This is a genomic window from Aliikangiella maris, from assembly GCF_040719265.1.
Taxonomy (GTDB): Bacteria; Pseudomonadota; Gammaproteobacteria; order Enterobacterales; family Kangiellaceae; genus Aliikangiella; species Aliikangiella maris.
Map to the genome: position 1 here is coordinate 52178 of NZ_JBFDAH010000009.1, position 26307 is coordinate 78484.

Genomic DNA, 26307 nt, shown 5'->3' on the forward strand with positions numbered 1-26307 from the left:
TAAAATGTTAATATCAATAAATAAAATACAAAGTTTGCTAATTCTATCGTTAATCATCATGCTTCTTATTACTTTGGTTGGGTGTGCTTCTGGGCCGACAAAGTTTATGCCAGATGCGAAGTATAAACTTTCTGGAAAGCTTGAAAAGGCCATTAAAATTTATACATTAGGTGGTAGTAGCTATAAAGCACGACAAACAACAATGATGATGGCAGGGAATGTATTTGTTACTGTACCAAAAGAAAAGACATCAGAAGAAACAGCGTCAAATATTAGCCGTGGACTGCGTTTTATGCATGGTAAAAGTTTGGAAAAAATATTTAATGAAAATAAGGTTTTTCTAAGCTCAGAATATGTGGGTGATGAACCAGAAAATGAAAACTATCAAACATTTTTAAAAGTTACCTTCTTAAAAGTTTACCAAGGTGAAGATGGCTGGCCATTAGAAATTGAAGCGCACTATATATTACAAGATGATAGCGAAATTTTGCTTGATAAAAAATATTCAGTGACTACAAATTCGGCTAGTGCATTACTTAATTGCAGCAATTGCCTTCCCTCATATGTCGCTTTAGAGAAACTCAATCAACTCGTACTGGCTGATATTAACACTGCTATTGGTGGTCATATGTTTGAAAAGGTTTCGCAGAAAAATAATCGTTAGCATAATGCAATGGCTGCCGCTCATGCAGGCGTGCGATCACAATAAGTGCTAGAGAACTTTGTTGGTTAGATAGGTATAAACTCCTATATGTGAATTATAGGGTTAGCATTTTAAATTAAAAATGAAAACCCTATCTATTTAAGTCGAAGTGCTAAATTAAGTTAAATTATTAAATAATATTTAATTAAAAGCCTCCACTATTACAGTGGGTGCCAAAACAGTCATCTCCTCCACTCGATATACCACTAATATAAATTGTGCCTAAGTACTTTTCGGCTTCATACTTTCCATCGTTAATTCTCACGAGAATTTCATGGAGTCCCGTCGTTGGGGTATAAAGATTAATACTCCGGTTTCCAGTTAAAGATGTAATGGTAACTTCCTTTTTTGTTGCATAACGATTTTCTACTTTTGTGGCGATTACTGAAATCTTTGAATAGATATTTGCGGTATTGGGTGCGGTTGCGTATTGATCAATAATCCATTCTACATTAACCGTCGCTACATTATCTGATGGTGAATATGGTTGTGAACGATTATTGATTTGGGGTGCATTTTGAAAAAGAACTTCTTTTTTCGAGCACATGGGAGTTGAAGAACTAATATCTTTCATGACCCAGATTTGTCCTGGACCTGAACTATGATTTCGACTGTCAGTAAAAGTGTAAGTGAGATAAGCATTACCTTCGGAATTTGATTTATCGAACCCTCTGTACCCCCCTAAAGAATCATAAAAATAAATATCATCATTTCTAGACACATAGTATGCACCATCTCCTTTGATTCTGTGAGAGCCATTGATTAATAGTCGCTGATGAGAGACTGCCGCTAAAAAATCTACATCAAAATCGTAGTCTACATCACAACTTCCATTACATTCTTCAGGAGTAATATTAGCCGATGCACTTCCTTCAAAGACTGCACCCGATTTGCAAAAGTATGGCATGGAAGACCAATACTCTGGAGTAGTGGCATTAATATTTGATAAGCAGCCAATAAATAAAGAGGCAACACTAAAAGCTTTAAGTTTATATCTGTTCATTGATAATCCCTGTTCCTTTATAGAGGAAAAAATAATATTACGAGTGCGCTAATAACGCAAAAGTTATTATAAAGCCTTTTTCGAAATATGAAACAGTGTTTGAAAATCAACTAATAAAATAAAAGCGATTGGTATGTTTAATGAGAATATTAAACTCATTGTAGAGGCTGGTTAAGTTTGATGTTCCGCTAGGGAAATATAATTTAATTATTTTTTATTATTAATTGTTTGGTGACTTTGGAATAAATTTAGTTAATGTGCTTTTTACAAAGCAATTAATAATTTAACTTTGCTATTAGAAAAATAAATACTTATAAATATTCAACTTATTTGCCTTAAAAAACAGGTAAAAATCAAATTCAACGTTAAATACTTATACCTAGTAGCAATAAGCGCTAATCCGAAAGTCAGTATTTATTTACATCAAAAACATTATTGGCGCTACGGCATATTTTTTCAATCAAGAAATATCAATATAAATTCAATTTCACAAAAAAAATAGAAAAACTATTTTTATTTTATGAGAAAAAATTTTTGATAGTGTTATTCCTAGTACGGTCTAAATAATTATTATAAAAATTTAATAACAAATCTTTCTCGGGAGGATTAATTGTGAAATCAAAAAATCGATATGGGTTGATGTATAGTGCTGTTCGAGCTGTATTGTTGGCGGGTGTTTCAAGTTCAATGATGACTGTTCCAACAGTCTTTTCTGCTGAACTGGAAGAAGGAAATACTGAAGCTAGCGAAGCAGAAAATAACATTATTATTGTGGGCTCCCGGATTAAGCGGGAAGATTTTGATTCAGCCAGTCCAATTATTACTGTTGATGCTGCCACATTAAAGCAAACCGGATATACCAATATTGAAGACGCGCTTAATGAATTGCCGCAGCTAGGAATTGGAACTAATCTCGGTAATAATGGAACTTCAGGTACAGAAACCGGCGCATCATTTGCTAATTTACGTTCAATGGGTTCAGGAAGAACATTAGTCTTGATCAATGGTAAAAGAATGGTTCCTTCGAGCCTTTCACAAACTTCGGTAGATCTATCAAATATACCAGTCGCAATGGTTGAGAAAGTTGAAATATTAACTGGCGGTGCCTCAGCTATATATGGTTCAGATGCTATTGCTGGTGTGATTAACGTAACGCTTAAAACTGATTACCAGGGATTCCAGATCAGTTTGGGAGGTAGTATTCCTGAACATGGTGGTGCTGAAACTCAATCAATGTCACTCGCAATGGGCGGTGAATTTGGCGGTGGTAAAGGTAATATATCTGGCGGTTTAAATTTTTCTAATTCAGAGAGGTTATTGCAAACTCAGCGAGACTTTACGACTGGTACGGGATATATTAGCACTGTTGCTAACCCAGCAAATCAAAGTACTTATGATGGTGTTCCAGATGTTTTAATTCTTAGAGATACAACGATTAGCTGGTATCCAGAAACGGGCGGTGTTACTTCTTTTAATCCAATAAATGGTGCAATAGAAACTTATTATATGAATGCTAATGGTGAATTAGTATTAAATGAATTGCCGCAATACGGATCTAGAGGTGAAGTACGCGAAGGTGGTCCAGGATTTTCTTTTGGTGATTATATATTTCAACTTAGAAGTAAGCAGCAAGTTGTTAACTCTTTTCTAAATTTAAATTATGAAATTGATGAAAATCTTTCTTTCTATTCCAGTTTACAAATAGCTTCAACCAGTAGCGATGGGGATTTTCAACCAAATTATTTACCAGATGCTGTAACGGTTTACAGAGACAACCCTTTTAATACGGATTCTGTCAATGCTTATATGGATGCTCGTGGAATTACTGAGTTATCACCTGCTACGGGACAACTGGTTTTTCGAACAACCACAGATTTAGGAACACGACAGCAGTTTAATGAGCGAACAACTTATACCGCAATCTTTGGTTTAAATGGATTCTTTGGTGACTGGGATTGGGATGTATCAGTTCAACATGGTGAGTCAAAGTCCAGTACAGTAGGCGGTGCAGGTTTTGCCTACCGAGATCGATTATACGCTGCCTACGATGTTGTACTTGGTGCAGACGGTCCGGAGTGTAGAACAATGGTTGATGAGGGTTGTTTACCGCTACGTGTTTTGGGTGAAAATACCGATCAAGCGGCTATTGATTGGGTGACTGCTATAACTACACAGAGTCAGCTTAACACCCAATCAATTTTTTCTGGCTATATTACTGGTGAAGTATTTGAGTTGCCCGGTGGAAGTGCGAGTGTAGTTTTGGGTGCAGAGTACCGTGAAGATACGATTTTATTTAATCCTGATCCCGCGGAGCGAGGCGGTATTATTTTATTAGCCGGTGAAAATAATCCGGTACCAGAATCAAAATTAGATGTCTCTGAAGTATTTACTGAAATTAACCTACCAATTGTTGATATGCTAGAAATTGGTGCGGCTTATCGCTCATCAGATTACAGTACAGTTGGCAGTGTTGATGCTTGGTCTGCTACTTTGGATTTCAGACCAATTGAAGATTTAGCATTTAGGGTAACCAGTTCAACCAGTATTCGAGCGCCGAGTGTTTATGAATTATTTAATCCTGGAAATACAATTTTTAATATTATTCAGGATCCCTGTGATAACCAAAATGTAGTTCGTGGTTCTAATCCTGCTGTCCGAGCCGCAAACTGTGCTGAGGATGTGGGTGAAGACTTTACTGATCCATTGAGTGGTGCTACCCGTGCAACACTCGCAGGAGGTAATGCAGAACTTGAACCTGAGGAAGCTGATACAATTACTGCGGGTTTTGTAATAACGCCCACTGCTGTACCTGGACTAAATATGTCTATAGATTGGTGGCAAATTAAATTGACAAATAAAATTGATACCAAACAAGTGGCAAATATTTTAATCGATTGTTACGACTCTCCTGGACTGGAAAATAGTGCTTGTGGTGCAATTACTCGGCGAGCCAGTGATAACGCTATTATTAAAGTTGATGGTGGTCAGGTTAATATTGGTGAGGTTGATCTGGAAGGGTTTGATATCAGTCTGGAATATCGTTTTGAGGCCGCAAAATTATTTGAAGATATGCCTGGTAGCTTTGGGCTACGCTTAATCACCACCAAGCTTGAGGAAAATACCATTAACGATGATGATGTTATCACCATTCAAGCTGGAGATTATGATAATCCTGAGTGGGCCGGTACTTTTACTGCGAGCTACAATGCGGATCATTGGGGCGTTAATCTTAATACCATATTTCGAGGATCTTCGCTGGCTGATCCAGATTTGAATACAGTTGACAATTCAGGTAATCCTGTCAATTATGATGAAGCCTATCCTAATGGGAATGGCGAAGTTGACACGCTCTATCGATTTGACTTAAATGGCTATTATGCGCTATCAAGTTCTACGACTTTGTCATTTGGTGTTCGTAATTTAACTGATGAAGAACCGCCAAGAGTAACCGGTTTTTTCTCGGGAAGAAATGGTGCGGCTGACGTGATAGGTCGAACTTATGTAATGAATGTTACTATGGATCTATAGTAATAAACTGTGTTTTCAATTGAGAGCAAGCAGAGTTCTACTTTGTTTGCTTTCTCATAAGTTTTATCGAATATTAAATCGATGGTTACTCGGTTAGATGTTGTACTTTTAAAATGATAAAGTGTTTATTCTATCCCCAACTGCAACAATAATTTTTCTTTGTAAGTTTGACTGACATTAACTTTATCACCTGTTTTTAATACAGCGGCATATTGACCATCTGCCAGCGTTAAAAATTCGCTAACCAGTGACAGGCGTATCATTGCTGTTCGATGAACGCGAATAAAATCATTCACTGGCAAATGTTTTTCAAGGTGACTTAAACTAACCCTGTGTAGAATGACCTGATCATCTAAGTGTAACTCGACGTAATTACCTGCCGTAGATAGCCAATTGATTTTATCGACATCAATTAATTGAATACGTCCTACCGAGCGTACAATCAGTGTATCCAATTTTTTTAAGTGATCGTCAGCTACGGCTTTTAATTGTGCGACTTGCTGAGTTTGTTGCTGATTGTTAAACATGAGCTGTTCGACTCTTTGAATCGTTTTATGAAAGCGAACATCATCAAAAGGTTTAAGCAAATAATCGAGTGCACATAGTTCAAAAGCCTCAACAGCGTGAACATCGTAAGCGGTTACAAACACGATAAAAGGGGGCGAATCCAGCGACTGTAATTGCTGACATACAGTTAACCCATCGAGTCCCGGCATTTTGATATCTAAAAATACAACATCGGGGGTATTGGTTTGGACGCTTTGTATCACTTGATCGCCTCGATTGACTTCTCCGACAACCTGCCAGTGATCGAATTCTTGAAGTGAATAACGGATATTGGTTCTGGCTAGACTTTCGTCATCGACAATCAATGCTCGAAGTTTTGGCTTATTCGTCATTACTGGCTATCCTTGAACTGGCAAAGTGAGTGCTACTTGATATTGCTGAGCGTCTTGGTGAGTTTTAAAGGCAATGTCTTGTTGATATAAAATATCTAATCGTGCTTTAAGATTGGTTAATCCAATACCAAACCCAGATTCAGAATGCTCTGCTGGTTGATGAGTATTTGCTACCTTCAGCGAAAGATCTTTGGCGGTTGCTGATATTTCAATGGTTAATACCATTTGTTGACCTTGTGCCTCAAGACCGTGTTTAATTGCATTTTCAACAAAAGTTTGCAATAAAAATGGGGGACATTCCTGATTTTTAATTGCTCTATTGTCAATAATGTTAATTGCCAATTTGTCTTCAAATCTAAGAGATTGTAGCGACAGATAATCTTTAACAAACTCAAGCTCATTTTCAAAGTTGACTAATTTTTGGCTGCTGGCTTCTAAAGCATAGCGTAATAGATCACTCAGTCGGCTAATTGCACTGAGTGCTTGCTTTTTATCTGAAATTCTAACCAGACTGGCAATTGAGTTTAATGCATTAAAGAGAAAGTGAGGTTCTAGCTGAGACAATAATGATTGTATACGAAATTCGCTTAACTGTAGTTCTAGCTCGATATTAGTTTGTTTTGCCCGTAATGCCTCAAGGCGGTTAGCATTGTAACGACGATAATATAAGACCGCCAAACAAGCCCCCAAAACCGCGCTAAACAGTAAAACACAAAACACCCAGACAAATAAGGGAAGAGATAAAAAAACTTCTAACAAGGTTTTATCAAATGCCTGGCGCATATACCGATAAGAAATTGTTTCGATGAGTATGGTAAAGGGAGACCAAACAATAAATAACAGGCTCGAAGTGGCTAATATCGACAGTGTTTTTTTCTCTTGCGCTCGCTGTAAGAGCCAATAAAAAATCGGTGTAATCAGCATCCAGGGGACAAAACTGATTAAATAGCTGACTATTTTGTGTGCAATTTCTGGATCAGTTCCAGACCGATTGGCGTCTAAAATAGTGGCAATTAGCGCCATCGTTATAAATACGAGCCAAACCGCGAAACAAGCGATTAATGCTCTGGTATTAAAATTGAGTGTCTTCATAGGGCAAGAATAGCGAAAAGACGGGGGTTATAAAAGCTAACTTAAACCAGTACAGCGGTAATTGAAATCATTTAATAGATTAATGACTTTATGTGACTTGTGTACTAGAAAGGTTTAATTCAATAGGGATTGTGAGTAGAATATCCACCTTATATTTCACAAACGTGGGAAACTTCATAGAATGGACATTCAAGTCATAATTCTTGCTGCTGGTAAAGGCAGCCGGATGAAGTCTCGTCTTCCAAAAGTTCTTCATCAACTGGCTGGCAAACCGCTGGTACAACATGTTATCGATAGTTGTCATTTGATGGGAGCTAATCATTGTCATCTGGTGATTGGTCACGGTGGTGATGAAGTTAAAAATACGGTGAATGGTAACCACATACAGTTGAGCTTTGTTGAACAAACTGAGCAGTTAGGAACTGGCCATGCGGTGCAAGTTGCCATCGATGGGCTTAAAGAGAACACGCCTACCCTGATTTTATATGGTGATGTGCCGCTGATTCATCACGATACGCTGGCCCAATTAGCTGAAATTCATTTGGCTGATCCTAAAGGTATTGCGTTGATGACCTGTTATTTAGATGCTCCAACCGGTTATGGACGAATTACTCGCGGTGATGATGGTCAGGTTACAGGCATTGTTGAGCACAAAGATGCAACACCTGAGCAGCATCAAATTAATGAAGTTAATACTGGGATCTTGTGTTGTAACTCATCACAATTGGCCGATTGGGTTGGGCGACTATCGAATGATAATGCTCAGGGAGAGTATTATTTGACCGATATTATTGCGATGGCGGTTGAAGATGGTCATCAAGTAACAACGGCGCAACCAATTGAAAATTATGAGGTCGAAGGTATCAATACATTACGCCAACTGGCTGAGTTAGAGCGAGTCTGGCAAATGCGTATGGCTGAAATGTTGATGGATGGTGGCGTAACTTTTCGTGATCCAACCCGATTTGATTTAAGAGGCACGTTATCTTGTGAGGCAGACGTTGTGATTGACGTTAACTGCGTTATTGAAGGCCGTGTTGTGCTTAAACAAGGGGCTTATATTGGACCAAATGTTTGCTTGAAAGATTGTACTATTGGGGCCAATTCAGTGATTAAAGCCAATAGTGTGGTTGAAGAGTCCATTGTTGATAAAAACTGCAATGTAGGGCCATTTGCGCGTCTTAGACCTGGCACTCACTTATGCGATAACGCACATGTTGGTAACTTTGTTGAAATGAAAAAGACAACCTTAGGTGAAGGCTCAAAAGCCAGCCATTTAGCCTATGTTGGTGATTGCACTGTCGGCAAGTCGGTAAATATTGGGGCAGGAACGATTACTTGTAATTATGATGGTGTGAACAAATTTCAGACTATTATTGAAGATGGTGCATTTATTGGTTCAGATACCCAATTAGTCGCACCCGTTAAAGTCGGCAAAAATGCAACTGTTGGCGCTGGAACGACAGTGACCAGTGATGTTAGTGATAATGCACTTTGCATTTCTCGTGTAAAACAAACTGAAAAAATTGGTTGGAAACGTCCAACAAAGAAGAATTAGTGACGAGGTAAATATTTCAATGTGTGGAATAGTTGGTGCAATTGCACAGCGTGATATCGCAGAAATTTTAATTGAAGGGCTGAAACGCCTTGAATATCGTGGTTATGATTCGGCGGGACTGGCCGTTATTAGCGATGACAAAATTGCCCGATTGCGCCGGGTTGGTAAGGTTGCCGAACTGCAAAAAGCAATGGCTGATGAGCCGATTGATGGCAAAATAGGTATTGCGCACACGCGTTGGGCAACGCATGGCGAGCCTAACGAAAAAAATGCGCATCCACATTTTTCTAATGATGAAATTGCAGTAGTGCATAATGGCATTATCGAAAACTATGAGCCATTACGCGAAGAACTCAAATCACAAGGATACACTTTTAGCACTGATACCGACACCGAAGTGATGGCTCACTTAATTGAAAGAGAGCGTAAATCAAGCGACTCACTGTTACAAGCAGTACTAAAAGCCACACACTTATTAGAAGGTGCCTATGGTACCGTGGTCATGGAAAGATCACAGCCCGAAAAGTTGGTCGTTGCCCGCTCAGGTAGCCCCTTAGTTTTAGGTAAAGGAATTGGCGAAATGTTTATTGCCTCTGATCAACTTGCCCTCCTTGCTGTTACCCGCCAGTTTATGTTTCTGGAAGAAGGTGAAGTGGCCGAAGTGTCTCGTCGTGATGTCACCATACTCTCACCCGATGGCGATATTGTTGAGAGAGAATTTGAAGAATCAACGATTCAGCATGATGCCGGTGACAAAGGGCAGTTTCGTCACTTTATGATGAAAGAGATTTTTGAACAGCCAACATCTATTAATAATACCCTCGAAGGCCGGCTAAACAACAACTCGGTAATTACTGAATCATTTGGCAATCGTGCACCAGAATTATTGGCAAAAGCTGAGTCAGTACAAATTATTGCCTGTGGTACCAGCTTTCATGCAGCAATGGTTGCGAAGTACTGGATTGAATCAATGGTTTCTATTCCGTGTAATGTTGAGATTGCCAGCGAATACCGCTACCGCAAAACCGTAGTTGTGCCAAATTCCCTGTTTATCAGTATTTCACAGTCCGGTGAAACGGCAGATACCTTAGCTGCGCTGCGTATCGCAAAGCAACAAGGATTTATGGCCAGTTTAACCATTTGTAACGTGCCAGGTTCATCATTAGTACGTGAATCCGATATGGCCTTTATGACACGTGCAGGGACCGAAATTGGAGTTGCTTCAACTAAAGCTTTTACTACCCAATTAACGGGTTTGTTAATGCTTGCTACTGCGTTAGCACAAAGTAAAAAGACTTTACCTGAATCAGAAATCACCAATATCGTCAGTCAGCTAAAGCGCTTGCCAATTGATATTAATGAAGCACTTTCAATGGATAAACGCATTGAAGAAATGGCAGAAGAGTTCAATGAAAAAGAACACTGTCTATTTTTGGGTCGTGGTGAGCAATATCCTATTGCGATGGAAGGTGCGCTAAAACTGAAAGAGATTTCTTACATTCATGCCGAAGCTTATGCTGCTGGAGAATTAAAACACGGGCCTTTAGCGCTTATCGATCAAGATATGCCGGTAGTGGTCGTTGCACCAAATAATGAATTGATTGAAAAATTAAAGTCAAATATGGAAGAAGTTCGGGCTCGCGGCGGTCAATTATATGTGTTCGCTGATAAAGAAAGTGAGATTGCGGAAAACAATGGAATTAAAATTATTCATTGTTCAGCTAGCAGTCATTATATTGCGCCTATTATCTTTACGGTTCCATTGCAGCTGTTGTCATACCATGTTGCGGTAATTCGAGGAACAGATGTTGATCAACCACGTAATCTCGCCAAATCGGTCACAGTGGAATAGAACACATCTCCTTATAATGGAAAAAAAGAATAGAACAAATGAGGTCAAAATGAAGTTATATCAAAATGCTATGGGGTTACTGATGCTGGGAGTTGGTCTAATTGGTCTGCCCGCATCAGCAAAACAAAGCCCTAACTTTGAACAAGGTACCGAGTATCAAATTATTGCACCGAAAGAAAGTGAAAAACCTATCATTGAAGAGTTTTTTAACTATGCTTGTGGCGCTTGTTTTTCAATGGAAAAGTTAGCTAGTGAAATCCAAAATGAAAATCCTGGTGTTGAATTTAAACTGATCCCGGTTGAATTAAACCCTTCCTGGAAAATTTATGTCAAAGCTTATTATATCGGCGAAAAACTAGCGGTACTTGATAAAAGTCATATGGCACTTTTCCGTCGAATTCATGTTGATAAAAAACCAATTCGCAACGACGATGATTTAAAAGATTTCTACGTAAGTCTCGGGGTCGATGCTGCGGAATATGATAAAGTCGCCAAGTCTTTTTGGCTAAATACTCAAATACGTATGTCAAAACAATATGCAATGAAAAGTAAAGTGATTGGCACACCGACTTTTGTGATTAATAAGCGATATAAACTGGAAAATAAGGAATTGGGTTCTGGGGATAGAATCAAACAGGCTATTCGCGAGTTTTCGCAAATTGACACCGCTCCAGCTGAGCAAGCGACTGAGCAATAGCGCTGACAATACACCAAGTTATTCGATAATTAATTGATTTTTAATTGGATTACCATAGCTTGGTGCTCTCTTTCTTAAGTCTGAATTTTTATTATTTAAATATTTCCTATCCTTTAAAGTCTTTCCCATCGCTCCAATCTTTCACTATCTATTCTTTTCGAAATGAATAGATTGAATTGCCTGTGGTTGCTTATTGACCAAATTTTGATGTGATTTATCTCGTATTATTTGGGTAAGGTTTCCGATTGAAATAAAAATTTACATTTACCATCCGACCAAATCTCATATACACTCGTCATAGTAATCAGTCGCCTGTGGCTTGAAAGAATATGGGGAAAATCATGAAGAAAACACTACTTGCATTAATGTTATCAGTATCATCGACAACGCTGGTTGCTGAATCTGAGCAATGTAACTTTACGACAGATTATAATATTAATATTGAATCGGAACAAATTCGCTTTACCCAAACTGATGGAGACACATTTGAGTTTGCTGGAGAAAAATTATTAATTAATGATAAGGCGGTTAAACTGAATGATGAGCAGCTAAAAGCCAGTTTGGCGCTACAGCAAAAGGCACGCGAAATGGTACCTGTAATTGCTGAAGTTGCTATTGAAGGTGCAGAATTGGGTATTAAGGCTGCTACTATGGTTGTTACTGCGCTATTTGCCGATGATGAAGCCGCGCAGCAAGAATTAATGCTACCAATAGAGGCTTTAACGAAAAAACTAAAAACACACGTTTCTTCAACTCAATTTAATATTGAGCAATTAGAGCAAACCTTGGACAATGCTTTTGATGAAGAGTTTTCTCAGGCGATTGAAGCGGCAGTTGCAAAATTTTCAGGTAAAATGGTTGGCAGCGTTTTAACCACCTTATTTTCGGGTGATAATGAAGAAATGAAGGACTTTGAATTCAGAATGGAAAATCTAGAATATCAAGTGGAAGAGTATGTTGAAAAAAATGCTGAACAGCTTGAGAAAAAAGCCAGCAAACTGTGTGAGGAATTAGTTAAGCTGGAAGTCTATGATGCGGTTTTAGAAACCGTACCTGGTTATCCAAAGGGAGGATTATTTGAGCCAAAACCAGGTCGGCATTTTGACTTTGAAGGATTTAATATTAAAAAATCTTCTGACGATTCGAATGAAGAAACAAACGAATCAATTTAACTCAAATTAAATTTTCGACATTAAGCCATTCATAGTCTAATTATGAATGGCGTTATATCCCCCTCCAAATAAGCTATCTATTAATATTGCAAATTCGAGGCTAAAATTTTAGTGCTTACAATTTATTAAAAATTTTTTATCAGATAGACTAAAACTAACGGCGATTTTAATAGAAAATATAAATAGGAGAAAGCTCATGGATGTATCAAAAAAGCAACTGCTTGAGGCGGCAGATAATAATATTATATCGCATCAGCAGGCTCTATCGCTTTACCAATATTTAGTTGTTCAATCTAAAGATGTGCCAGGTTTTACATTTACTCATGTACTTTATTACTTGGGTGGACTGATTGCCATTGGTGCTATGACGTTGTTTATGAATTTAGGTTGGGAGTCATTTGGCGGCGCTGGAATAATTTTAATTTCTGGCTGCTACGCTGTTATTGGATTAAGTGTTACCAATCTCTTTGCTAAAAAGAATTTGATAATTCCTGCTGGTATTTGTGCGACATTTGTTGTTTGTTTAACGCCACTAGCTATTTATGGTTTTCAACAATGGTTAGGTTTTTGGCCCGATGATAGTACCTACCGAGACTATCATCGATATATCAAATTGAATTGGCTGTATATGGAATTTGGCACATTAGCTGTTGGTGTCATTATTGCCTGGAAGTATAAATTTCCTTTTTTAATTATGCCAATAGCTGTGACACTTTGGTATATGACAATGGATATTACTGTGCTTCTTGCTGAAGATCGTTCTTGGGAATTAAGACAACTGGTTTCACTATATACCGGTTTGCTCATGATTGGCTTAGCCATTTGGATTGATATCCGAACAAGTAAACAAGCAGACTATGCCTTTTGGATTTATATTTTTGGTGTCATTGCTTTTTGGGGCGGGTTAACTCTCCAAAACTCTGACAGTGAGCTGGCGAAATTTTTCTATTTTTGTATTAATCTTGTGATGATTGGCGTGGGTGTATTACTGGTACGCAGAGTTTTTGTGGTTTTTGGTGCGCTTGGGTGTTGTGGGTATCTGGGTTATTTGGCGTCTAATGTATTTAGAGATAGCTGGTTATTTCCTGTTGCTCTAACCGCGATAGGGTTGGGTGTTATTTACTTGGGGATTCTTTGGCAAAAGCATGAGCTGTCAATTACGCAACGCTCCCATGCATTATTGCCTGCGTCGATTCGGCAACTGCTTGAGTCAAAACAATAAACAGGAATATCATCAATTTTAATTTTTTAAATCTAAATTGTTTTTTTATGTCGAGTACTTAAAATGTAGCATTAAAGATGTTGCATTGAAATTATTAACCAATTTTAAACGTAGTCTTTTAAAAGACGCATCTACTTTTTTAAAATTAAAAAAATAAGTTTAAATAACTCACTATATGGTGGTGTAACATGTTACATGAGTTGATTATAGGCTTGATTTAAGACAACGTTGATTAGAACTATGCAAACAATAAGTGTCATTAATACCATCATTGTGCCTCGCGGTATGGAGTCTATCGCAGAAAAAGTTCGTGAAGAGTATGTCTTGTATTTCAGCCAACAGGCAGGATTTGTCAGTTCAACCTTTTATCAAGCAATCAACCGTGAAGACGATGGTGCAATAAAATACATTAACACGGTGGTATGGGAAAGCTATGAACACTACCAGGAAGTTGTCAATATTGGCTTTACTAATCAAGATGGTAGAAATCTAGATGGCAAGAAAGTTTTAGGTAAAGGCTTTCCCGAGCCGATTAAAGTTTCACCGGGTCAATATGTTGTTTTAGCACACACTGAATAAAAGCTAACTAAACGTGATTTAATTGTTGTCGTAAAAGCCTCTGTGCTGAAATTTGCAAAATATGTAAGTAATCACATAGAATGTGCGCCAATTTAAACAACGACTGCCTAATGGTTGTAAACAAGTGAGAATCGAGTGGCTTACCGCGATCGCACTAGTACTAAAATAAAAGGTGCAATTCTGGCGCAGCTGGTGAAACTTACCTATCGCCTGCCTAAATTAATGGTCTTTGGATTTGCGTATCTGGTTAATTTAATCAGTCGTTTGACCCGTTCTCGTTCAAACCGAGTTATCCGCCAGAATTTGGCTCTTTGTTATCCAGAATTATCTGTGCCAGAAACAGAACAACTGATCAAACAAATACACTTTCATAATGCTTGTTTACTTAGCGAATTTGCAACTGCGTGGTTAGGTCGGCGTGATCAAATCCTGAATCAAATAGGCCAAATTCACCATCAATCAGTCATTGATGATTTACTGGAGCAGAATAAAACGGTTGTTGTTGCGGTATTACATCTTGGTAATTGGGAATATTTGTGGCAATGGTTGCAAATTCATTATCCAGCGTTTGGTATGTATCAACCATCAAAATTTAAACAATTAGATGAGATTGTTCTTGAGTCACGTACCAAATTTGGTGGTAAAGCGCATTCGACTGATCCCAAGGGCATTATGGGATTACTAAAGCAGTTGCGCCAGCATGGAGTGATGATGATTTTACCCGATCAGGCACCGCGTGAAGGTGCCGGTATATATACGCCATTTTTTGGACATCCTGCCTACACCATGACGTTATTGCATAAACTATTGATAAAAAGTGGTGCAACGTTGGTTTTTGGCAATAGCATTAGAAATACCCAGCAATCCTGTTTTGATATTCATCTTGAGAAGGCAAGTTTTGATTGTCACGAACCTTCAGTTGAAGTTTTTAACCAACAGATGAATCAGCAGATCGAAGCGATTGTCAGGCGCTGGCCAGCGCAATATCAGTGGAATTACAAGCGTTTTAAGCGACAACCCGAAGGTAAAAAAATATACGATTAGCGGATAGTATTAATAGATTGAATTTCTTCCATTAGCATAAATCCGCCTCAGTATTCAAAAAGATAAGGTAAAGATTTGATTCTGTGGACTCGATTAGTGGAAACAGGCATCCATATTTTCGAGCCAGACAGCTGCTTCATATTTGCCCGGTAAATTAAATAATACCATCATGACCACCCATTTAAGTTGGTCTAAATCAACCGGTTTATCCGACTTAAGAGCCATCACTCGGTCGATAACCGCTTCTCTGCTGTGAGAATCCAGTACACCAACTTGTTCTAAAAAGTATAGAAACCCTCGACTGGAAACTGTCAGGTGATGTTGTTCATAAGGATGATAAACTCGAGTGCTCTGTTGTGAAGCTTCGCTGGGTGCAAAGTCTTTCGAGCTGGTATCAACCAGCCCATCGAGCCAGTCCAGCGCACAATTGATTTCGCCACTTTGGAAACCAACGTCTTCTAATTCGCTAACTAATGACTGCGCTTTTTCTACCGGTACAAATTCATCTTCTTGAAAACGTTCGAAGATATACATCAGTACATCCATCACTTCAGCTTTCATTAAGACTCCCCAAAATAAGTAATTTTATCGACGGATGTATCCTCCAGCTGTATTGATTACCCGCCCCTCTAATTCCAGCATGAGTAGTTTATTGGTCGCAGCTTCTACTGTCAATTCACTCCTTTGAATGATAGTGTCTAATGGGGTAATGTCATAATCGATACACCTTAAAAATGCGCTAGTTTGCTCATCAATCGAGGTATCTATCTCAGTTGTTCGATATTTCTCATCTAATTGTACTCCAGATTGTTTTTTCTCAGTTAGAACTGATAGTGCGGGTTGCAGTCTAGTCTGCGCTAAAGGGCGGTGTGCCATAATCTCTTCTAATATATCTTCGGCAGTTTCTGTTAATTTTGCGCCTTGTTTAAGTAAAGCGTGGCAACCTTTTGCTAGTGGATTATAAATTGAGCCGGGCACCGCGAACACATCTCTGCCCTCCTCGAGTGCGATTCTGGCAGTAATCAGACTGCCACTTTTTGCCGCCGCTTCAACCACGAGTGTGCCACAAGATAAGCCTGCAATAATGCGATTACGTTGCTGAAAGCTACCTTTGTTAAAGGTTTCATCAGGGAATTTTTCTGATACCAGTAATCCATGATGCGCAATTTGATAGGCTAATTCACGGTGTTGCGCTGGGTAAATACGGTTTAATCCTGTACCGGTAACAGCCACCGTATAGCCGCCGTTAATAAGCGCGGTACGATGTGCCTGTCCATCAATGCCGAGCGCCATACCGCTGGTAATGGTTACTCCCTGATTGACCAGTTCTCCGCACAGATTTTCAGTAATACACAGTCCTTGAGATGTTGGGTTACGACTGCCAACAACCGCTAATTGGAGTGATTGCAAGAGTTCAGCATTGCCTATGGTGAAGAGTAAAATGGGGGGAGAATGAATATTTTTTAATGGGCGTGGATACAAAGTCGAGGTAATGGGAATAATCTGGCGGTTAGCAACATTTGCCCAGTCCATCAATTGCTCGAGCTTGCTTTCATCAACATTGTAGCGGTTTTGAATTTGCTTGCCAGACAAACCGCACTCAGCGAGTTGTTCTGTACTTGCTTTAAATACTTGCTGCGCACTACCGAAATACTCAATTAACCTGACCGCAGTAATATTACCAATCCCGCGAATCAATTTGAGCGCAAGGGTGTATTTAAGTTCATCTGTTTCTAGAGAATCGGTTTTAAGATGCTCGTTTTTAAGGTGATCGGATGAGGTTAATTGGGGGTGTGGTGAAAAAAGGTCTTGTGATTTCATTGTTCTAGCATCCTTGCTTAGTTGAATTAGTTGCTAAGTTATTAATAAGTCTACTAATAACAAGTTAAATGAGATAAAGGGCAATAAAAACCGTTATATGAATACTCGACGATTAATTACCCCGATATTTTTAATAAGGCATTTTTACCTTGTCGTAAACGTGAATGGTTTTTTCTGCTTTCAATACCAGCGCCAAACTGACTTTTTCAAAAGTTCTGAAAATCATTAATCGACCTGCCAACTCATCGGGCAAAGTTACATGCTCTTTATGATTAGTGACCGTATCTTTGACTTTTTCAAACGTGCTGACAGTATTGTCATCGCGGCGTCGCTGGGTCGCAATATTGTCAACGATGGTTTTTCCACGCTGATAGATTGATAAGACATGTCCAACTTCCATGCCCTCTCGATCGCCTCGATTGATTACGACTACATTGAACTGACCAATCTGCGAAACACCGCCGTAAACCGAAATGATTTGTCCACCTTCAAAAGATTTGGGGGAATGAGGAAAATACAACGGTCTTAATTGTTCATCATTGGTAGGCCAGGCTCTATCACCGGGACGTAATTCAATCGATGAATCTTTCACTCGCATGACCGTTGGATCACCTGGCTCAATTTTTTGCCCTTCGGCAACATGAATGGCTTCAATTCCTAATACTTCTTTGGTTTCTGGATCAATATAAGCATTACCTTTACGGAAAAAAGTATATTTTTGTGCCGATTCGTCTAGTATCCCTCTCACGTAAACTCGATTTTCCTTAGCTGCAAGTAAGCGACCACTATCGCTACCGACCACATAAGGTGATAATTCTAACTGGTCTTCAGTCACCACTTGGGCTGAACTCAAAAATGGTGCGATGGCATCTAGTGGAATGGTAGTAATTGCTGAATCCGCAGATAATTCACGTGCTCTAGGATTGAGCTTAATAGTCCCGTTAGGTAGACGATTGGTTTTGGTAATTCTTGGCTTGCCATCAATATAAACGAGGGAAATAATATCACCGGGAAAAATTAAATGGGGATTATCGACTTGATCATTAACATGCCAGATCTCTGGCCATAACCAGGGAGACTGAAGAAATTTTTCAGAAATATCCCACAGCGTATCTCCTGGTTGGACAACATGAAACTCAGGATGATTCTGTCTTAATTCAGCAGCGCTGGTTATTAAAGCAGACAAGCTGAATAACGCAGACAAAATGCCTATGGTAATTTTTTTCATTGTGCTTATCCCTTTTGGTATATTCTATAAGGTTAGGAAAAGACCCTTACTGGCCATTTTAGCCTAAAATTTGTCTAAAAACCCAGTGTATTAACAACAAATTTTCCAGTATGATCATTATCTTAGCAGTATTACTTATGATTTTACTAGAACTTACGTCACAGAGTTACCCGCTACATGCCAATATTAAACATTCTGGAATACCCCGATAAACGCTTGAGAAATGTTGCTCAACCTGTCACATCCTTTGATGATACGCTGCAAAAGCAGATAGATGATATGTTTGAAACCATGTATGCTGCGCCTGGAATCGGCTTGGCTGGTGCCCAGGTCAACATTCATAAGCAGCTATTTGTGGTTGATATTTCTGAGGATAAATCAGCGCCTTACGTCTTTATTAATCCTGAAATTGTTGAGTTGCGAGGTGTTGAGGTAATGGAAGAAGGCTGTTTGTCTTTTCCAGGAGTCTATGCCAGTGTTGAGCGGGCGAATGAAATTACAATAAAAGCACTGGATAGAAATGGCAAACCATTTCAACTGGATGCTGATGGTTTGTTTGCCGTATGTATTCAACACGAACTGGATCACACCAAAGGTAAGTTATTTGTGGATTATTTATCACCATTAAAACGTCAGCGGATTCGTAAAAAACTTGAAAAAGAAGCGAAACAAAAGCAGCGTTAATCAAACAGGCAACGACTAATTGAATATTTTTAAGTCGATCTGAGTTGAGGCCAAACCATCTTAATGTCGATAGCATCGGATAAAAACCTGAATTATTAAAATGACGAGTCAACAACCATTGAAAATTATTTTTGCTGGAACACCCGAATTTGCTGAGGTTGCTTTACAAGCGTTGCTCGATGCCGGACACAATATTGTTGCTGTATATTGTCAGCCTGATAGACCGAGTGGGCGTGGTAAAAAAATTGTATTTGGCCCAGTTAAGCAGCTGGCAGTTGAGCATAATATTCCTGTAGAGCAGCCCTTAAATTTTAAAGTTGACGGGAGTCTAGAGCGATTGCGATCTTATGGCGCCGATTTAATGATTGTTGTTGCTTATGGTTTGCTATTACCTCAATCGGTGTTAACTACGCCGCGTTATGGTTGTATTAATATACATGGTTCTTTACTGCCTCGGTGGCGTGGAGCGGCTCCCATTCAACGGGCAATTGAGGCTGGAGATAAGCAATCCGGTATTACAATCATGCAAATGGATAAAGGGCTGGATACTGGCAACATGTTGCTAAAAAAAGATTGCCCGATTTTACCTGATGATACTGGCAGTACATTGCATGATAAGCTTGCTATTCTCGGTGGAGCGGCGATTACTGAGTTTTTAGCGAACTTTGACCCGCTTGATAGCGGAGAAATACAACAGGATTCAGAAGCCAATTACGCGCATAAATTATCTAAACAAGAAGCGCAAATTGATTGGTCACAAAGTGCTATTGAGATTGCACAAAAAGTGCGTGCTTATAATGCCTGGCCTGTTTGTTATACTTTTGTTGGTCAAAACCGTATGCGAATCTGGCAAGCACAATGGCTAAAAACGACTAAACCAATAAATGAAAAGCCCGGCACTGTTGTTGATCTTGGCAAACTGGGAATCGATGTGGTGTGTGGTGATGGGCAACTCTTGCGCGTAACCGAGTTGCAGGCTGATGGGAGTAAACGAATGGATGCGGCTGCACTGCTCAATGCCCGTAAAGATTGGTTTATTGAGCATCCTTGTTTGGGTAATCAAGTCTAGTGTGATGAAGCCCATAAACCCTTCTAATCAGGGCCAAAGCAGCAAGTATCAAATATATGCGAACTGATTTAAAAATAACAGATGCCCGAATGTTGGCGCTGTATTGGCTACAGCAAGTCATTATTGAGGGAAAATCGGTTAACCAGCTGATGGCTGAAAGTGCGATGAATGATGAACATTTACCTTATCGTTCGTTAAGTAAGCAATTAATGTTTGGTTGTTTAAGGTATTATTTTCAACTGAAAACTATTACAGAGAATTTGTTGAGTAAGCCGTTAAAAGCTAAAGATCACGATATCACACTGATCATTATAATCGGACTCTATCAGCTAAATTACCTTTCTGTTCCCGACCATGCGGCCATCTCTGAATCTGTTGAACTGACCAAAAAGATTAATAAAAACTGGGCCAGTGGGCTGGTTAATGGCATTTTGCGAGAGTATCAACGCTCCAAAGAGAAGCTAGCGGACAAACTAGGTCGTTCAATACAATTTAAAACCGCCCATCCAGGCTGGATGGTGAAACAGTTTCAGCAAGATTGGCCCGAACAAGCTGACTTTATTATAGAGCAAAATAATCAGCAAGCCCTAATGATAGTTAGAGTTAATACTTGCAAAATCAGTCGTGATGAATACCAAAAACAATTATCACAAAATGATATTGAGTGTGAACAGCATAAACTAGCCGCAGATGCCTTGATTTTGAAACAAGCGGTAGATGTTCATCAGCTTCCTGGATTTTTAGATGGATTGGTGACAGTGCAAGATGCTGCGCCACAGCTGGCTGTTGATTGGCTAAAGGTTGAAGCAGGTCAACGGGTTTTGGATGCTTGTGCTGCGCCGGGTGGCAAAACCACTCATTTGTTGCAGCGCTATCAGCCGGCACAACTTATCGCTTTAGAAGTTTCTCCGTCGCGGGCCGATAAAATAAAGCAAACACTTGCTAGAATGCAGTTATCATGCGAGGTGCAATGTGCCGATTTAATTGAAACCAGTCAGTGGTGGGATGGTGTTGAATTTGATCGTATCTTACTCGATGTGCCTTGTTCTGCTACAGGTGTGATAAGGCGAAATCCCGATATTAAAATTCACCGCAAAGTGACTGATATTCAGCCTTTGGTAAAGTTGCAACGCGAAATGCTGGTTAAATGTTGGCAAATGCTGAAACCTGGCGGAGTTTTGTTGTATGCAACCTGCTCATTATTAAAAGCTGAAAATGAAGCGCAAATTCAATGGTTTGTAGACAAGGAGTCGGCAATATTAGTTGAACCTCCTGAGTCGTTTGATAGACAGCTAAACCATACCGCTCAAATGGGTTACCAAATTTTTCCGGGGGAATTATTGATGGATGGTTTTTATCTTTGTGCCCTGAGCAAGCCAAAAAACTAGCGCTCGGCATAAGCTATGGCAACCTGGCATTGTTATTTAAACCAAACATAATGATGCAAAGCGTAAAATATTGTTCCAAGTACCTGCGTGAGTTCGGTACACATTCAAGTAGAGCTAAATTATGAAAATAATCATATTGGGAGCGGGACAGGTTGGTGGAACACTGGCAATCAATCTGGCGGGCGAAGATAATGATATTACGCTGGTAGATACCAATCCTAAAAAACTGCGCGCGTTACAAGATCATCTCGATTTGCGCACCATTGTTGGTTATGGCTCTTATCCACAGATTTTGCGTCAAGCCGGCGCTGAAGATGCGGATATGTTAATTGCCGTGACCAACAGCGATGAAACTAACATGATTGCTTGTCAGGTTGCCTATTCAATATTTAAAACACCAACCAAAATTGCCCGTATTCGCAGTCCCGAATATTTAAAAGACAAAAAGCTGTTCGATAGTAAAAATTTACCGGTTGATGTCGTGATCAGTCCCGAACAACTGGTGGTGAAATATATCCGACGACTGGTGGAAAATCCTGGAGCGCTGCAAGTTGTTGATTTTGCTAATGGACTTGTCAGGTTGGTTGCAGTAAAGGCTTATTATGGCGGGTTGCTGGTGGGGAATGCGCTATCGGCATTAAAAGATCATATGCCCAATATTGAAACCAGAGTGGCGGCTATATTTCGTCGTGGTAAGGCCATTATGCCGACCGGTGACACAGTCATTGAAGCTGATGATGAAGTATTTTTTATTGCTGCCAGTCACCATATTCGACAGGTGATGGGGGAGCTACAAAAGTTGGAAAATCCTTACAAGCGAATCATGATTGCGGGTGGCGGCAATATTGGTAAAGGTTTGGCCAAGTCCCTCGAAGAAAATTATCATGTCAAATTGATTGAAGCTGATCCAAGGCGCGCCATTGCTGTTAGTGATGAATTAGAAAATACCATTGTGTTGCATGGTGATGCCAGCAGCCAAGAATTATTGGTTGATGAAAATATTGATAAAATGGATGTATTTATTGCTGTGACCAATAAAGATGAAGCGAATATCATATCGGCGATGTTGGCAAAGCGACTGGGTGTGAGAAAAACAATGGTATTGATTAATCGCACCGCTTATACCGATTTAATTCAAGGTAATGATATCGATATTGCGCTTTCGCCGCAGCATACGACTACCAGTAGCTTGTTGACGCATATACGTCGCGGTGATGTTGCCAATGTGTATTCGTTGCGTAAGGGAGCAGCAGAGGCAATCGAAGCCGTTGCTCACGGAACAGAAGATACATCAAAAGTTGTCGGCCGGGCAATTGGTGAAATTGAATTACCAAAAGGCACAACAATAGGGGCTATTGTCAGAGATGAAAAGGTTATTATTGCGCACCATAATATTGTGATTCAGTCTAATGATCACTTAATCTTGTTTTTAGTTGATAAAAAATATGTTGCCGAAGTGGAACAGTTGTTCCAGGTTGATTTAACCTTTTTCTAAATTAAATTATTGGATCAATAATCGATTTATGCAAAGCCAGCTAATCATTCGTATTCTCGGTATTTTGCTGATGATATTCAGCGTCACTATGATTCCGCCTATCGGTATTTCGTTAATCTTTGGTGATGGTGGTGGTGGTGCATTTTTTTCCGGTTTTTTCATTAGTCTGTTTACCGGGTTGCTACTTTTTTTGCCGCAAAAAAACTTAAAAGGCGAACTGCGCAATCGTGATGGCTTTTTAGTGGTCGTATTATTTTGGGCAGTATTGAGTTTATTTGGTGCAATACCACTTTATTTAAGTAATATTCCAGAATTTTCCGTTGCAGATGCAGTATTTGAATCGTTTTCGGGCCTTACAACAACTGGGGCAACCGTAATTCGGCATATTGATGAACTGCCCCATGCTGTTTTATTTTATCGGCAGCAATTACAGTGGCTTGGTGGAATGGGGATCATCGTGTTAGCCGTTGCCATTTTACCAATGCTTGGAATTGGAGGAATGCAGTTATATCGAGCGGAAACACCTGGTCCAGTGAAAGACTCTAAATTGACTCCTCGCATCGCGGGAACAGCAAAAGCACTTTGGTATATTTATCTTGGTTTGACTATCGCCTGTGCATTTGCCTATTGGGGAGCGGGAATGTCGATTTTTGATGCTATTGGCCATAGCTTCTCTACGGTTGCAATCGGTGGTTTTTCAACTCACGATAAAAGTATCGGCTGGTTTGATAGTTCACAAATTGAATTGATTTGTACCTTATTTATGTTAATAAGCGGGATTAATTTTTCGTTGCATTTTGCTGCAGTAAGGCGCCTGAGTATTCAACCCTATGGAAAAGATCCCGAATTTAAGGGTTATGTTACGATTATCGCGATTGTAACCTTGGTAACCGCATTAATATTGATAATAAAAGCGGGTAGTGGTTTTTCAAAAGCCATTGGTGATGCGTTATTTCATACCGTCTCGATGGCGACAACAACCGGTTTTGCAACAGAAGAGTTTTATGCCTGGCCAATTTTCTTGCCCGCATTATTAATATTTGCAAGCTTTATTGGTGGGTGTGCTGGTTCGACTGGTGGTGGTATGAAAGTCATTCGCTTTTTATTGCTATTTAAGCAAGGGTCGCGCGAAATTAAAAAGTTAATCCATCCCAATGGTATATTTAAAATCCGCATTGGCAATACTGTTTTATCTGAAAATATTATTGAAGCTGTATGGGGCTTTTTCGCAACCTATGTTGCGCTATTTTTTGTTTTTATGATAATACTGATGGCAGATGGACTCGACCAGGTCACTGCTTTTTCGGCGGTTGCGGCTTGTATGAACAATTTAGGTCCTGGACTTGGCGATGTTGCTGCTAACTATGCCGACATCAGTGATTTAGCTAAATGGATTTTATCTATCGCAATGTTATTTGGCCGACTAGAAATTTTTACGTTGTTAGTGCTATTTAGTCCAGCATTTTGGCGAAGTTAGCATGGTAAGCTAATATCTGAGCTATAAATAATATTGTGATTATCAAATACACCATAAAAAATAAATAAAAAATTTAAACAAAGAGAAGAAGTAATGATTAAAAAACTACTCGCCCTTTTTTTAACTTTCACCCTATCACAAGTTGTACAGGCTTCAACAATCGTTAATGAAATTGCTGAACAATACGTTCAATTAGCTCTAGCCGTTGGTGAGCATGATAAAAACTATATTGATGCTTATTATGGTCCCAAAGAATGGCGTGAAGCTGCTAACAAAAATCAAATTAGCCTGACGACGGTTATCAAAGCCGGTAAAATAATTTTAAGTGAGTTAGTCAAGCAAAAGGCCAGTGATGAATTGTCAGCACTACGGCTGGCTTATTTAAACATTCAAATCAATTCATTAATTAGCCGTGCGACAATGTTGAATAATAATATCCAATATGAGTTTGATAAAGAAGCTGAGTTGCTTTATAACACGGTACCGCCCAAAAAGGCACTATCAGAGTTTGAACCCATATTAAAAAAATTAAATCAGTTACTCCCTGGTAAAGCGCCTTTGGCTGAACGGGTTGCCCAGTTTAAAGAAAGCTATGAAATTCCTACTGAAAAATTAGAAAGGGTATTTGAAGCCGCCATAAAAGAGTGCCGAGAAAGAACCAAAAAATATATTAACCTGCTAGAAAATGAAAATTTTTCGTTAGAATATGTAACGGATAAACCTTGGAGTGGGTATAACTGGTATCAAGGAAATGGACAGTCACTTATACAGTTAAATACTGAATTGCCTGTTGATATTTCCAGAGCGGTTGATCTTGGTTGTCATGAAGGTTATCCCGGACATCATACCTACAATGGCTTACTTGAAGAAAATCTTTTTCACAAGCAAGGTTGGGTTGAATTTTCGGTTTATCCACTATTTAGCCCGCAGTCGTTAATTGCAGAAGGAAGTGCTAATTTTGGTATTGAAATGGCTTTTCCAAATGAAGAAAAAGCCGAGTTTGAGAAAAAAATTCTCTATCCGCTTGCTGGGCTTAATCCAGCAACCGCTGATAAGCATATACAAGTGACTGAATTATTGAGCCAGCTAAGTTACGCTGGGAACGAAGTTGCACGACTTTATCGAAATGGAAAAATTAATAGTGATGAAGCACAATCAATGTTTCAAAAATATACCTTGATGAGTGAGCAAAAAGCTAAACAGCGTGTACGTTTTGTTGATACTTATGGGGCCTATGTTATTAACTATAATTGGGGAAAAGATCTCGTTAAAAAGTGGGTTGACTCAGGTGATGATCAATCGCGTGAAGGACGGTGGCAACGTTTTTCTCAACTACTTTCTTCTCCTCGTTTACCCAAAACATTAAGTGAATAAATGATTTAATGTGATTGAATCGTTTAATAAATGTATTTTTAAAAATATTTAAAGGATTACGCAGTCATGATTAATTGGCAATGAGTATGTTATTGCCAATTAATTTAAACTTAGGTCACAATTATTGGTAATAATTGGCTTTATATTTTTAAGTATATTATTAAGCATATTATATCTATGTTTGATGTATTCGAGGTCTTATGAATTTAAAGAGAATAATATTATGACTGAACCGTCAGCTAATACAATACCGTCTCCCTGTATCAGTCAGTGTTGTTTGGATGAGCAAGATGTCTGTGTTGGATGTCATCGTCATATCGATGAAATTACCGGTTGGCATGGCGCTGATAATCAAAAGCGAGAGCAAATACTTAAAAACTGCTCGCAAAGGAAACAACAGAAAAAGCATTTATAAGTATTTG

The 26307-nt window shown here is 39.1% G+C and carries 22 protein-coding genes; 16 read left to right on the forward strand and 6 right to left on the reverse strand.

What is annotated here, in order from left to right; genetic code table 11:
• Positions 1 to 4: 4 nt before the first annotated feature.
• Complete coding sequence (locus ABVT42_RS10320; protein ID WP_353897051.1) at positions 5 to 664, forward strand: hypothetical protein; 660 nt, start codon at positions 5 to 7, stop codon at positions 662 to 664.
• Positions 665 to 848: 184 nt separating this feature from the next.
• Here ABVT42_RS10320 and ABVT42_RS10325 read toward each other — a convergent pair whose 3' ends face one another.
• Positions 849 to 1706, reverse strand: coding sequence for a hypothetical protein (locus tag ABVT42_RS10325; protein WP_353897050.1), 858 nt, complete (start codon positions 1704 to 1706; stop codon positions 849 to 851).
• 612 nt (positions 1707 to 2318) lie between these two features.
• Here ABVT42_RS10325 and ABVT42_RS10330 point away from each other — a divergent pair.
• The gene (locus ABVT42_RS10330; RefSeq protein WP_353897049.1) at positions 2319 to 5234 is read left to right on the forward strand and encodes a TonB-dependent receptor domain-containing protein; all 2916 of its coding nucleotides are present in this window, start codon (positions 2319 to 2321) and stop codon (positions 5232 to 5234) included.
• A 125-nt stretch (positions 5235 to 5359) separates the two neighbouring features.
• Here ABVT42_RS10330 and ABVT42_RS10335 read toward each other — a convergent pair whose 3' ends face one another.
• Positions 5360 to 6133 carry a LytR/AlgR family response regulator transcription factor gene (locus ABVT42_RS10335; protein ID WP_353897048.1) on the reverse strand — a complete coding sequence of 258 codons (774 nt, stop codon included), beginning with the start codon at positions 6131 to 6133 and terminating at the stop codon, positions 5360 to 5362.
• A 6-nt stretch (positions 6134 to 6139) separates the two neighbouring features.
• Positions 6140 to 7225: a sensor histidine kinase gene (locus ABVT42_RS10340; RefSeq protein ID WP_353897047.1), complete on the reverse strand. Its 1086-nt coding sequence runs from the start codon at positions 7223 to 7225 to the stop codon at positions 6140 to 6142.
• Between the two features lie 181 nt (positions 7226 to 7406).
• On the opposite strand from ABVT42_RS10340, the gene glmU reads away from it, so the two are divergent.
• From glmU to ABVT42_RS10375, 7 genes are all read left to right on the forward strand, one after another.
• Positions 7407 to 8783, forward strand: a complete 1377-nt coding sequence (glmU, locus tag ABVT42_RS10345) for a bifunctional UDP-N-acetylglucosamine diphosphorylase/glucosamine-1-phosphate N-acetyltransferase GlmU (protein WP_353897046.1) — start codon at positions 7407 to 7409, stop codon at positions 8781 to 8783.
• A 19-nt stretch (positions 8784 to 8802) separates the two neighbouring features.
• Complete coding sequence (gene glmS, locus ABVT42_RS10350; protein WP_353897045.1) at positions 8803 to 10635, forward strand: glutamine--fructose-6-phosphate transaminase (isomerizing); 1833 nt, start codon at positions 8803 to 8805, stop codon at positions 10633 to 10635.
• A 49-nt stretch (positions 10636 to 10684) separates the two neighbouring features.
• A complete protein-coding gene (locus ABVT42_RS10355) occupies positions 10685 to 11332 on the forward strand; it encodes a thiol:disulfide interchange protein DsbA/DsbL (protein WP_353897044.1) in 648 nt (215 codons plus the stop codon).
• A gap of 341 nt (positions 11333 to 11673) precedes the next feature.
• The gene (locus tag ABVT42_RS10360) at positions 11674 to 12504 is read left to right on the forward strand and encodes a DUF2884 family protein (RefSeq protein ID WP_353897043.1); all 831 of its coding nucleotides are present in this window, start codon (positions 11674 to 11676) and stop codon (positions 12502 to 12504) included.
• Positions 12505 to 12700: 196 nt separating this feature from the next.
• Complete coding sequence (locus ABVT42_RS10365) at positions 12701 to 13726, forward strand: DUF2157 domain-containing protein (protein ID WP_353897042.1); 1026 nt, start codon at positions 12701 to 12703, stop codon at positions 13724 to 13726.
• Between the two features lie 240 nt (positions 13727 to 13966).
• On the forward strand, positions 13967 to 14305 hold the full coding sequence (locus ABVT42_RS10370; protein WP_353897041.1) for an antibiotic biosynthesis monooxygenase family protein: 339 nt from the start codon (positions 13967 to 13969) through the stop codon (positions 14303 to 14305).
• Positions 14306 to 14440: 135 nt separating this feature from the next.
• A complete protein-coding gene (locus ABVT42_RS10375; RefSeq protein ID WP_353897040.1) occupies positions 14441 to 15349 on the forward strand; it encodes a lysophospholipid acyltransferase family protein in 909 nt (302 codons plus the stop codon).
• Positions 15350 to 15442: 93 nt separating this feature from the next.
• Here the strand turns inward: ABVT42_RS10375 and ABVT42_RS10380 are convergent, their stop codons facing one another.
• The 3 genes from ABVT42_RS10380 to ABVT42_RS10390 form a co-directional block, all read right to left on the reverse strand.
• Positions 15443 to 15910, reverse strand: coding sequence for a Smg family protein (locus ABVT42_RS10380; RefSeq protein ID WP_353897039.1), 468 nt, complete (start codon positions 15908 to 15910; stop codon positions 15443 to 15445).
• Positions 15911 to 15934: 24 nt separating this feature from the next.
• Entirely contained in the window at positions 15935 to 17170 is a 1236-nt protein-coding gene (dprA, locus tag ABVT42_RS10385) for a DNA-processing protein DprA (protein WP_353897038.1), read from the reverse strand.
• A 130-nt stretch (positions 17171 to 17300) separates the two neighbouring features.
• Positions 17301 to 18398 (reverse strand): LysM peptidoglycan-binding domain-containing protein, encoded by a 1098-nt coding sequence (locus tag ABVT42_RS10390; protein WP_353897037.1) that lies wholly within the window; start codon positions 18396 to 18398, stop codon positions 17301 to 17303.
• Positions 18399 to 18575: 177 nt separating this feature from the next.
• Here ABVT42_RS10390 and def point away from each other — a divergent pair, with 177 nt between their 5' ends.
• From def to ABVT42_RS10425, 7 genes are all read left to right on the forward strand, one after another.
• Complete coding sequence (gene def, locus ABVT42_RS10395; RefSeq protein ID WP_353897036.1) at positions 18576 to 19082, forward strand: peptide deformylase; 507 nt, start codon at positions 18576 to 18578, stop codon at positions 19080 to 19082.
• Positions 19083 to 19182: 100 nt separating this feature from the next.
• The gene (fmt, locus tag ABVT42_RS10400) at positions 19183 to 20151 is read left to right on the forward strand and encodes a methionyl-tRNA formyltransferase (RefSeq protein WP_353897035.1); all 969 of its coding nucleotides are present in this window, start codon (positions 19183 to 19185) and stop codon (positions 20149 to 20151) included.
• A 56-nt stretch (positions 20152 to 20207) separates the two neighbouring features.
• Positions 20208 to 21539, forward strand: a complete 1332-nt coding sequence (gene rsmB / locus ABVT42_RS10405) for a 16S rRNA (cytosine(967)-C(5))-methyltransferase RsmB (RefSeq protein ID WP_353897034.1) — start codon at positions 20208 to 20210, stop codon at positions 21537 to 21539.
• A 121-nt stretch (positions 21540 to 21660) separates the two neighbouring features.
• Positions 21661 to 23034 carry a Trk system potassium transporter TrkA gene (gene trkA, locus ABVT42_RS10410; protein WP_353897033.1) on the forward strand — a complete coding sequence of 458 codons (1374 nt, stop codon included), beginning with the start codon at positions 21661 to 21663 and terminating at the stop codon, positions 23032 to 23034.
• 28 nt (positions 23035 to 23062) lie between these two features.
• Positions 23063 to 24511 carry a TrkH family potassium uptake protein gene (locus ABVT42_RS10415; protein WP_353897032.1) on the forward strand — a complete coding sequence of 483 codons (1449 nt, stop codon included), beginning with the start codon at positions 23063 to 23065 and terminating at the stop codon, positions 24509 to 24511.
• A 93-nt stretch (positions 24512 to 24604) separates the two neighbouring features.
• A complete protein-coding gene (locus ABVT42_RS10420) occupies positions 24605 to 25885 on the forward strand; it encodes a hypothetical protein (RefSeq protein ID WP_353897031.1) in 1281 nt (426 codons plus the stop codon).
• Between the two features lie 223 nt (positions 25886 to 26108).
• Positions 26109 to 26300 (forward strand): DUF1289 domain-containing protein, encoded by a 192-nt coding sequence (locus ABVT42_RS10425; RefSeq protein ID WP_353897030.1) that lies wholly within the window; start codon positions 26109 to 26111, stop codon positions 26298 to 26300.
• The last annotated feature ends 7 nt before the right edge of the window (positions 26301 to 26307 follow it).

Bases quoted from the DNA above. Each gene is read 5' to 3' on its own strand.
- ABVT42_RS10365 (WP_353897042.1), top strand. From the start codon at position 12,701: ATGGATGTATCAAAAAAGCAACTGCTTGAGGCGGCAGATAATAATATT.
- ABVT42_RS10415 (WP_353897032.1), top strand. From the start codon at position 23,063: ATGCAAAGCCAGCTAATCATTCGTATTCTCGGTATTTTGCTGATGATA.
- ABVT42_RS10355 (WP_353897044.1), top strand. From the start codon at position 10,685: ATGAAGTTATATCAAAATGCTATGGGGTTACTGATGCTGGGAGTTGGT.
- glmS (WP_353897045.1), top strand. From the start codon at position 8,803: ATGTGTGGAATAGTTGGTGCAATTGCACAGCGTGATATCGCAGAAATT.
- ABVT42_RS10360 (WP_353897043.1), top strand. From the start codon at position 11,674: ATGAAGAAAACACTACTTGCATTAATGTTATCAGTATCATCGACAACG.
- ABVT42_RS10340 (WP_353897047.1), bottom strand. From the start codon at position 7,225: ATGAAGACACTCAATTTTAATACCAGAGCATTAATCGCTTGTTTCGCG.
- ABVT42_RS10420 (WP_353897031.1), top strand. From the start codon at position 24,605: ATGATTAAAAAACTACTCGCCCTTTTTTTAACTTTCACCCTATCACAA.
- ABVT42_RS10380 (WP_353897039.1), bottom strand. From the start codon at position 15,910: ATGAAAGCTGAAGTGATGGATGTACTGATGTATATCTTCGAACGTTTT.
- glmU (WP_353897046.1), top strand. From the start codon at position 7,407: ATGGACATTCAAGTCATAATTCTTGCTGCTGGTAAAGGCAGCCGGATG.
- rsmB (WP_353897034.1), top strand. From the start codon at position 20,208: ATGCGAACTGATTTAAAAATAACAGATGCCCGAATGTTGGCGCTGTAT.
- ABVT42_RS10320 (WP_353897051.1), top strand. From the start codon at position 5: ATGTTAATATCAATAAATAAAATACAAAGTTTGCTAATTCTATCGTTA.
- ABVT42_RS10390 (WP_353897037.1), bottom strand. From the start codon at position 18,398: ATGAAAAAAATTACCATAGGCATTTTGTCTGCGTTATTCAGCTTGTCT.
- ABVT42_RS10370 (WP_353897041.1), top strand. From the start codon at position 13,967: ATGCAAACAATAAGTGTCATTAATACCATCATTGTGCCTCGCGGTATG.
- dprA (WP_353897038.1), bottom strand. From the start codon at position 17,170: ATGAAATCACAAGACCTTTTTTCACCACACCCCCAATTAACCTCATCC.
- ABVT42_RS10425 (WP_353897030.1), top strand. From the start codon at position 26,109: ATGACTGAACCGTCAGCTAATACAATACCGTCTCCCTGTATCAGTCAG.
- def (WP_353897036.1), top strand. From the start codon at position 18,576: ATGCCAATATTAAACATTCTGGAATACCCCGATAAACGCTTGAGAAAT.
- ABVT42_RS10325 (WP_353897050.1), bottom strand. From the start codon at position 1,706: ATGAACAGATATAAACTTAAAGCTTTTAGTGTTGCCTCTTTATTTATT.
- ABVT42_RS10335 (WP_353897048.1), bottom strand. From the start codon at position 6,133: ATGACGAATAAGCCAAAACTTCGAGCATTGATTGTCGATGACGAAAGT.
- fmt (WP_353897035.1), top strand. From the start codon at position 19,183: ATGACGAGTCAACAACCATTGAAAATTATTTTTGCTGGAACACCCGAA.
- trkA (WP_353897033.1), top strand. From the start codon at position 21,661: ATGAAAATAATCATATTGGGAGCGGGACAGGTTGGTGGAACACTGGCA.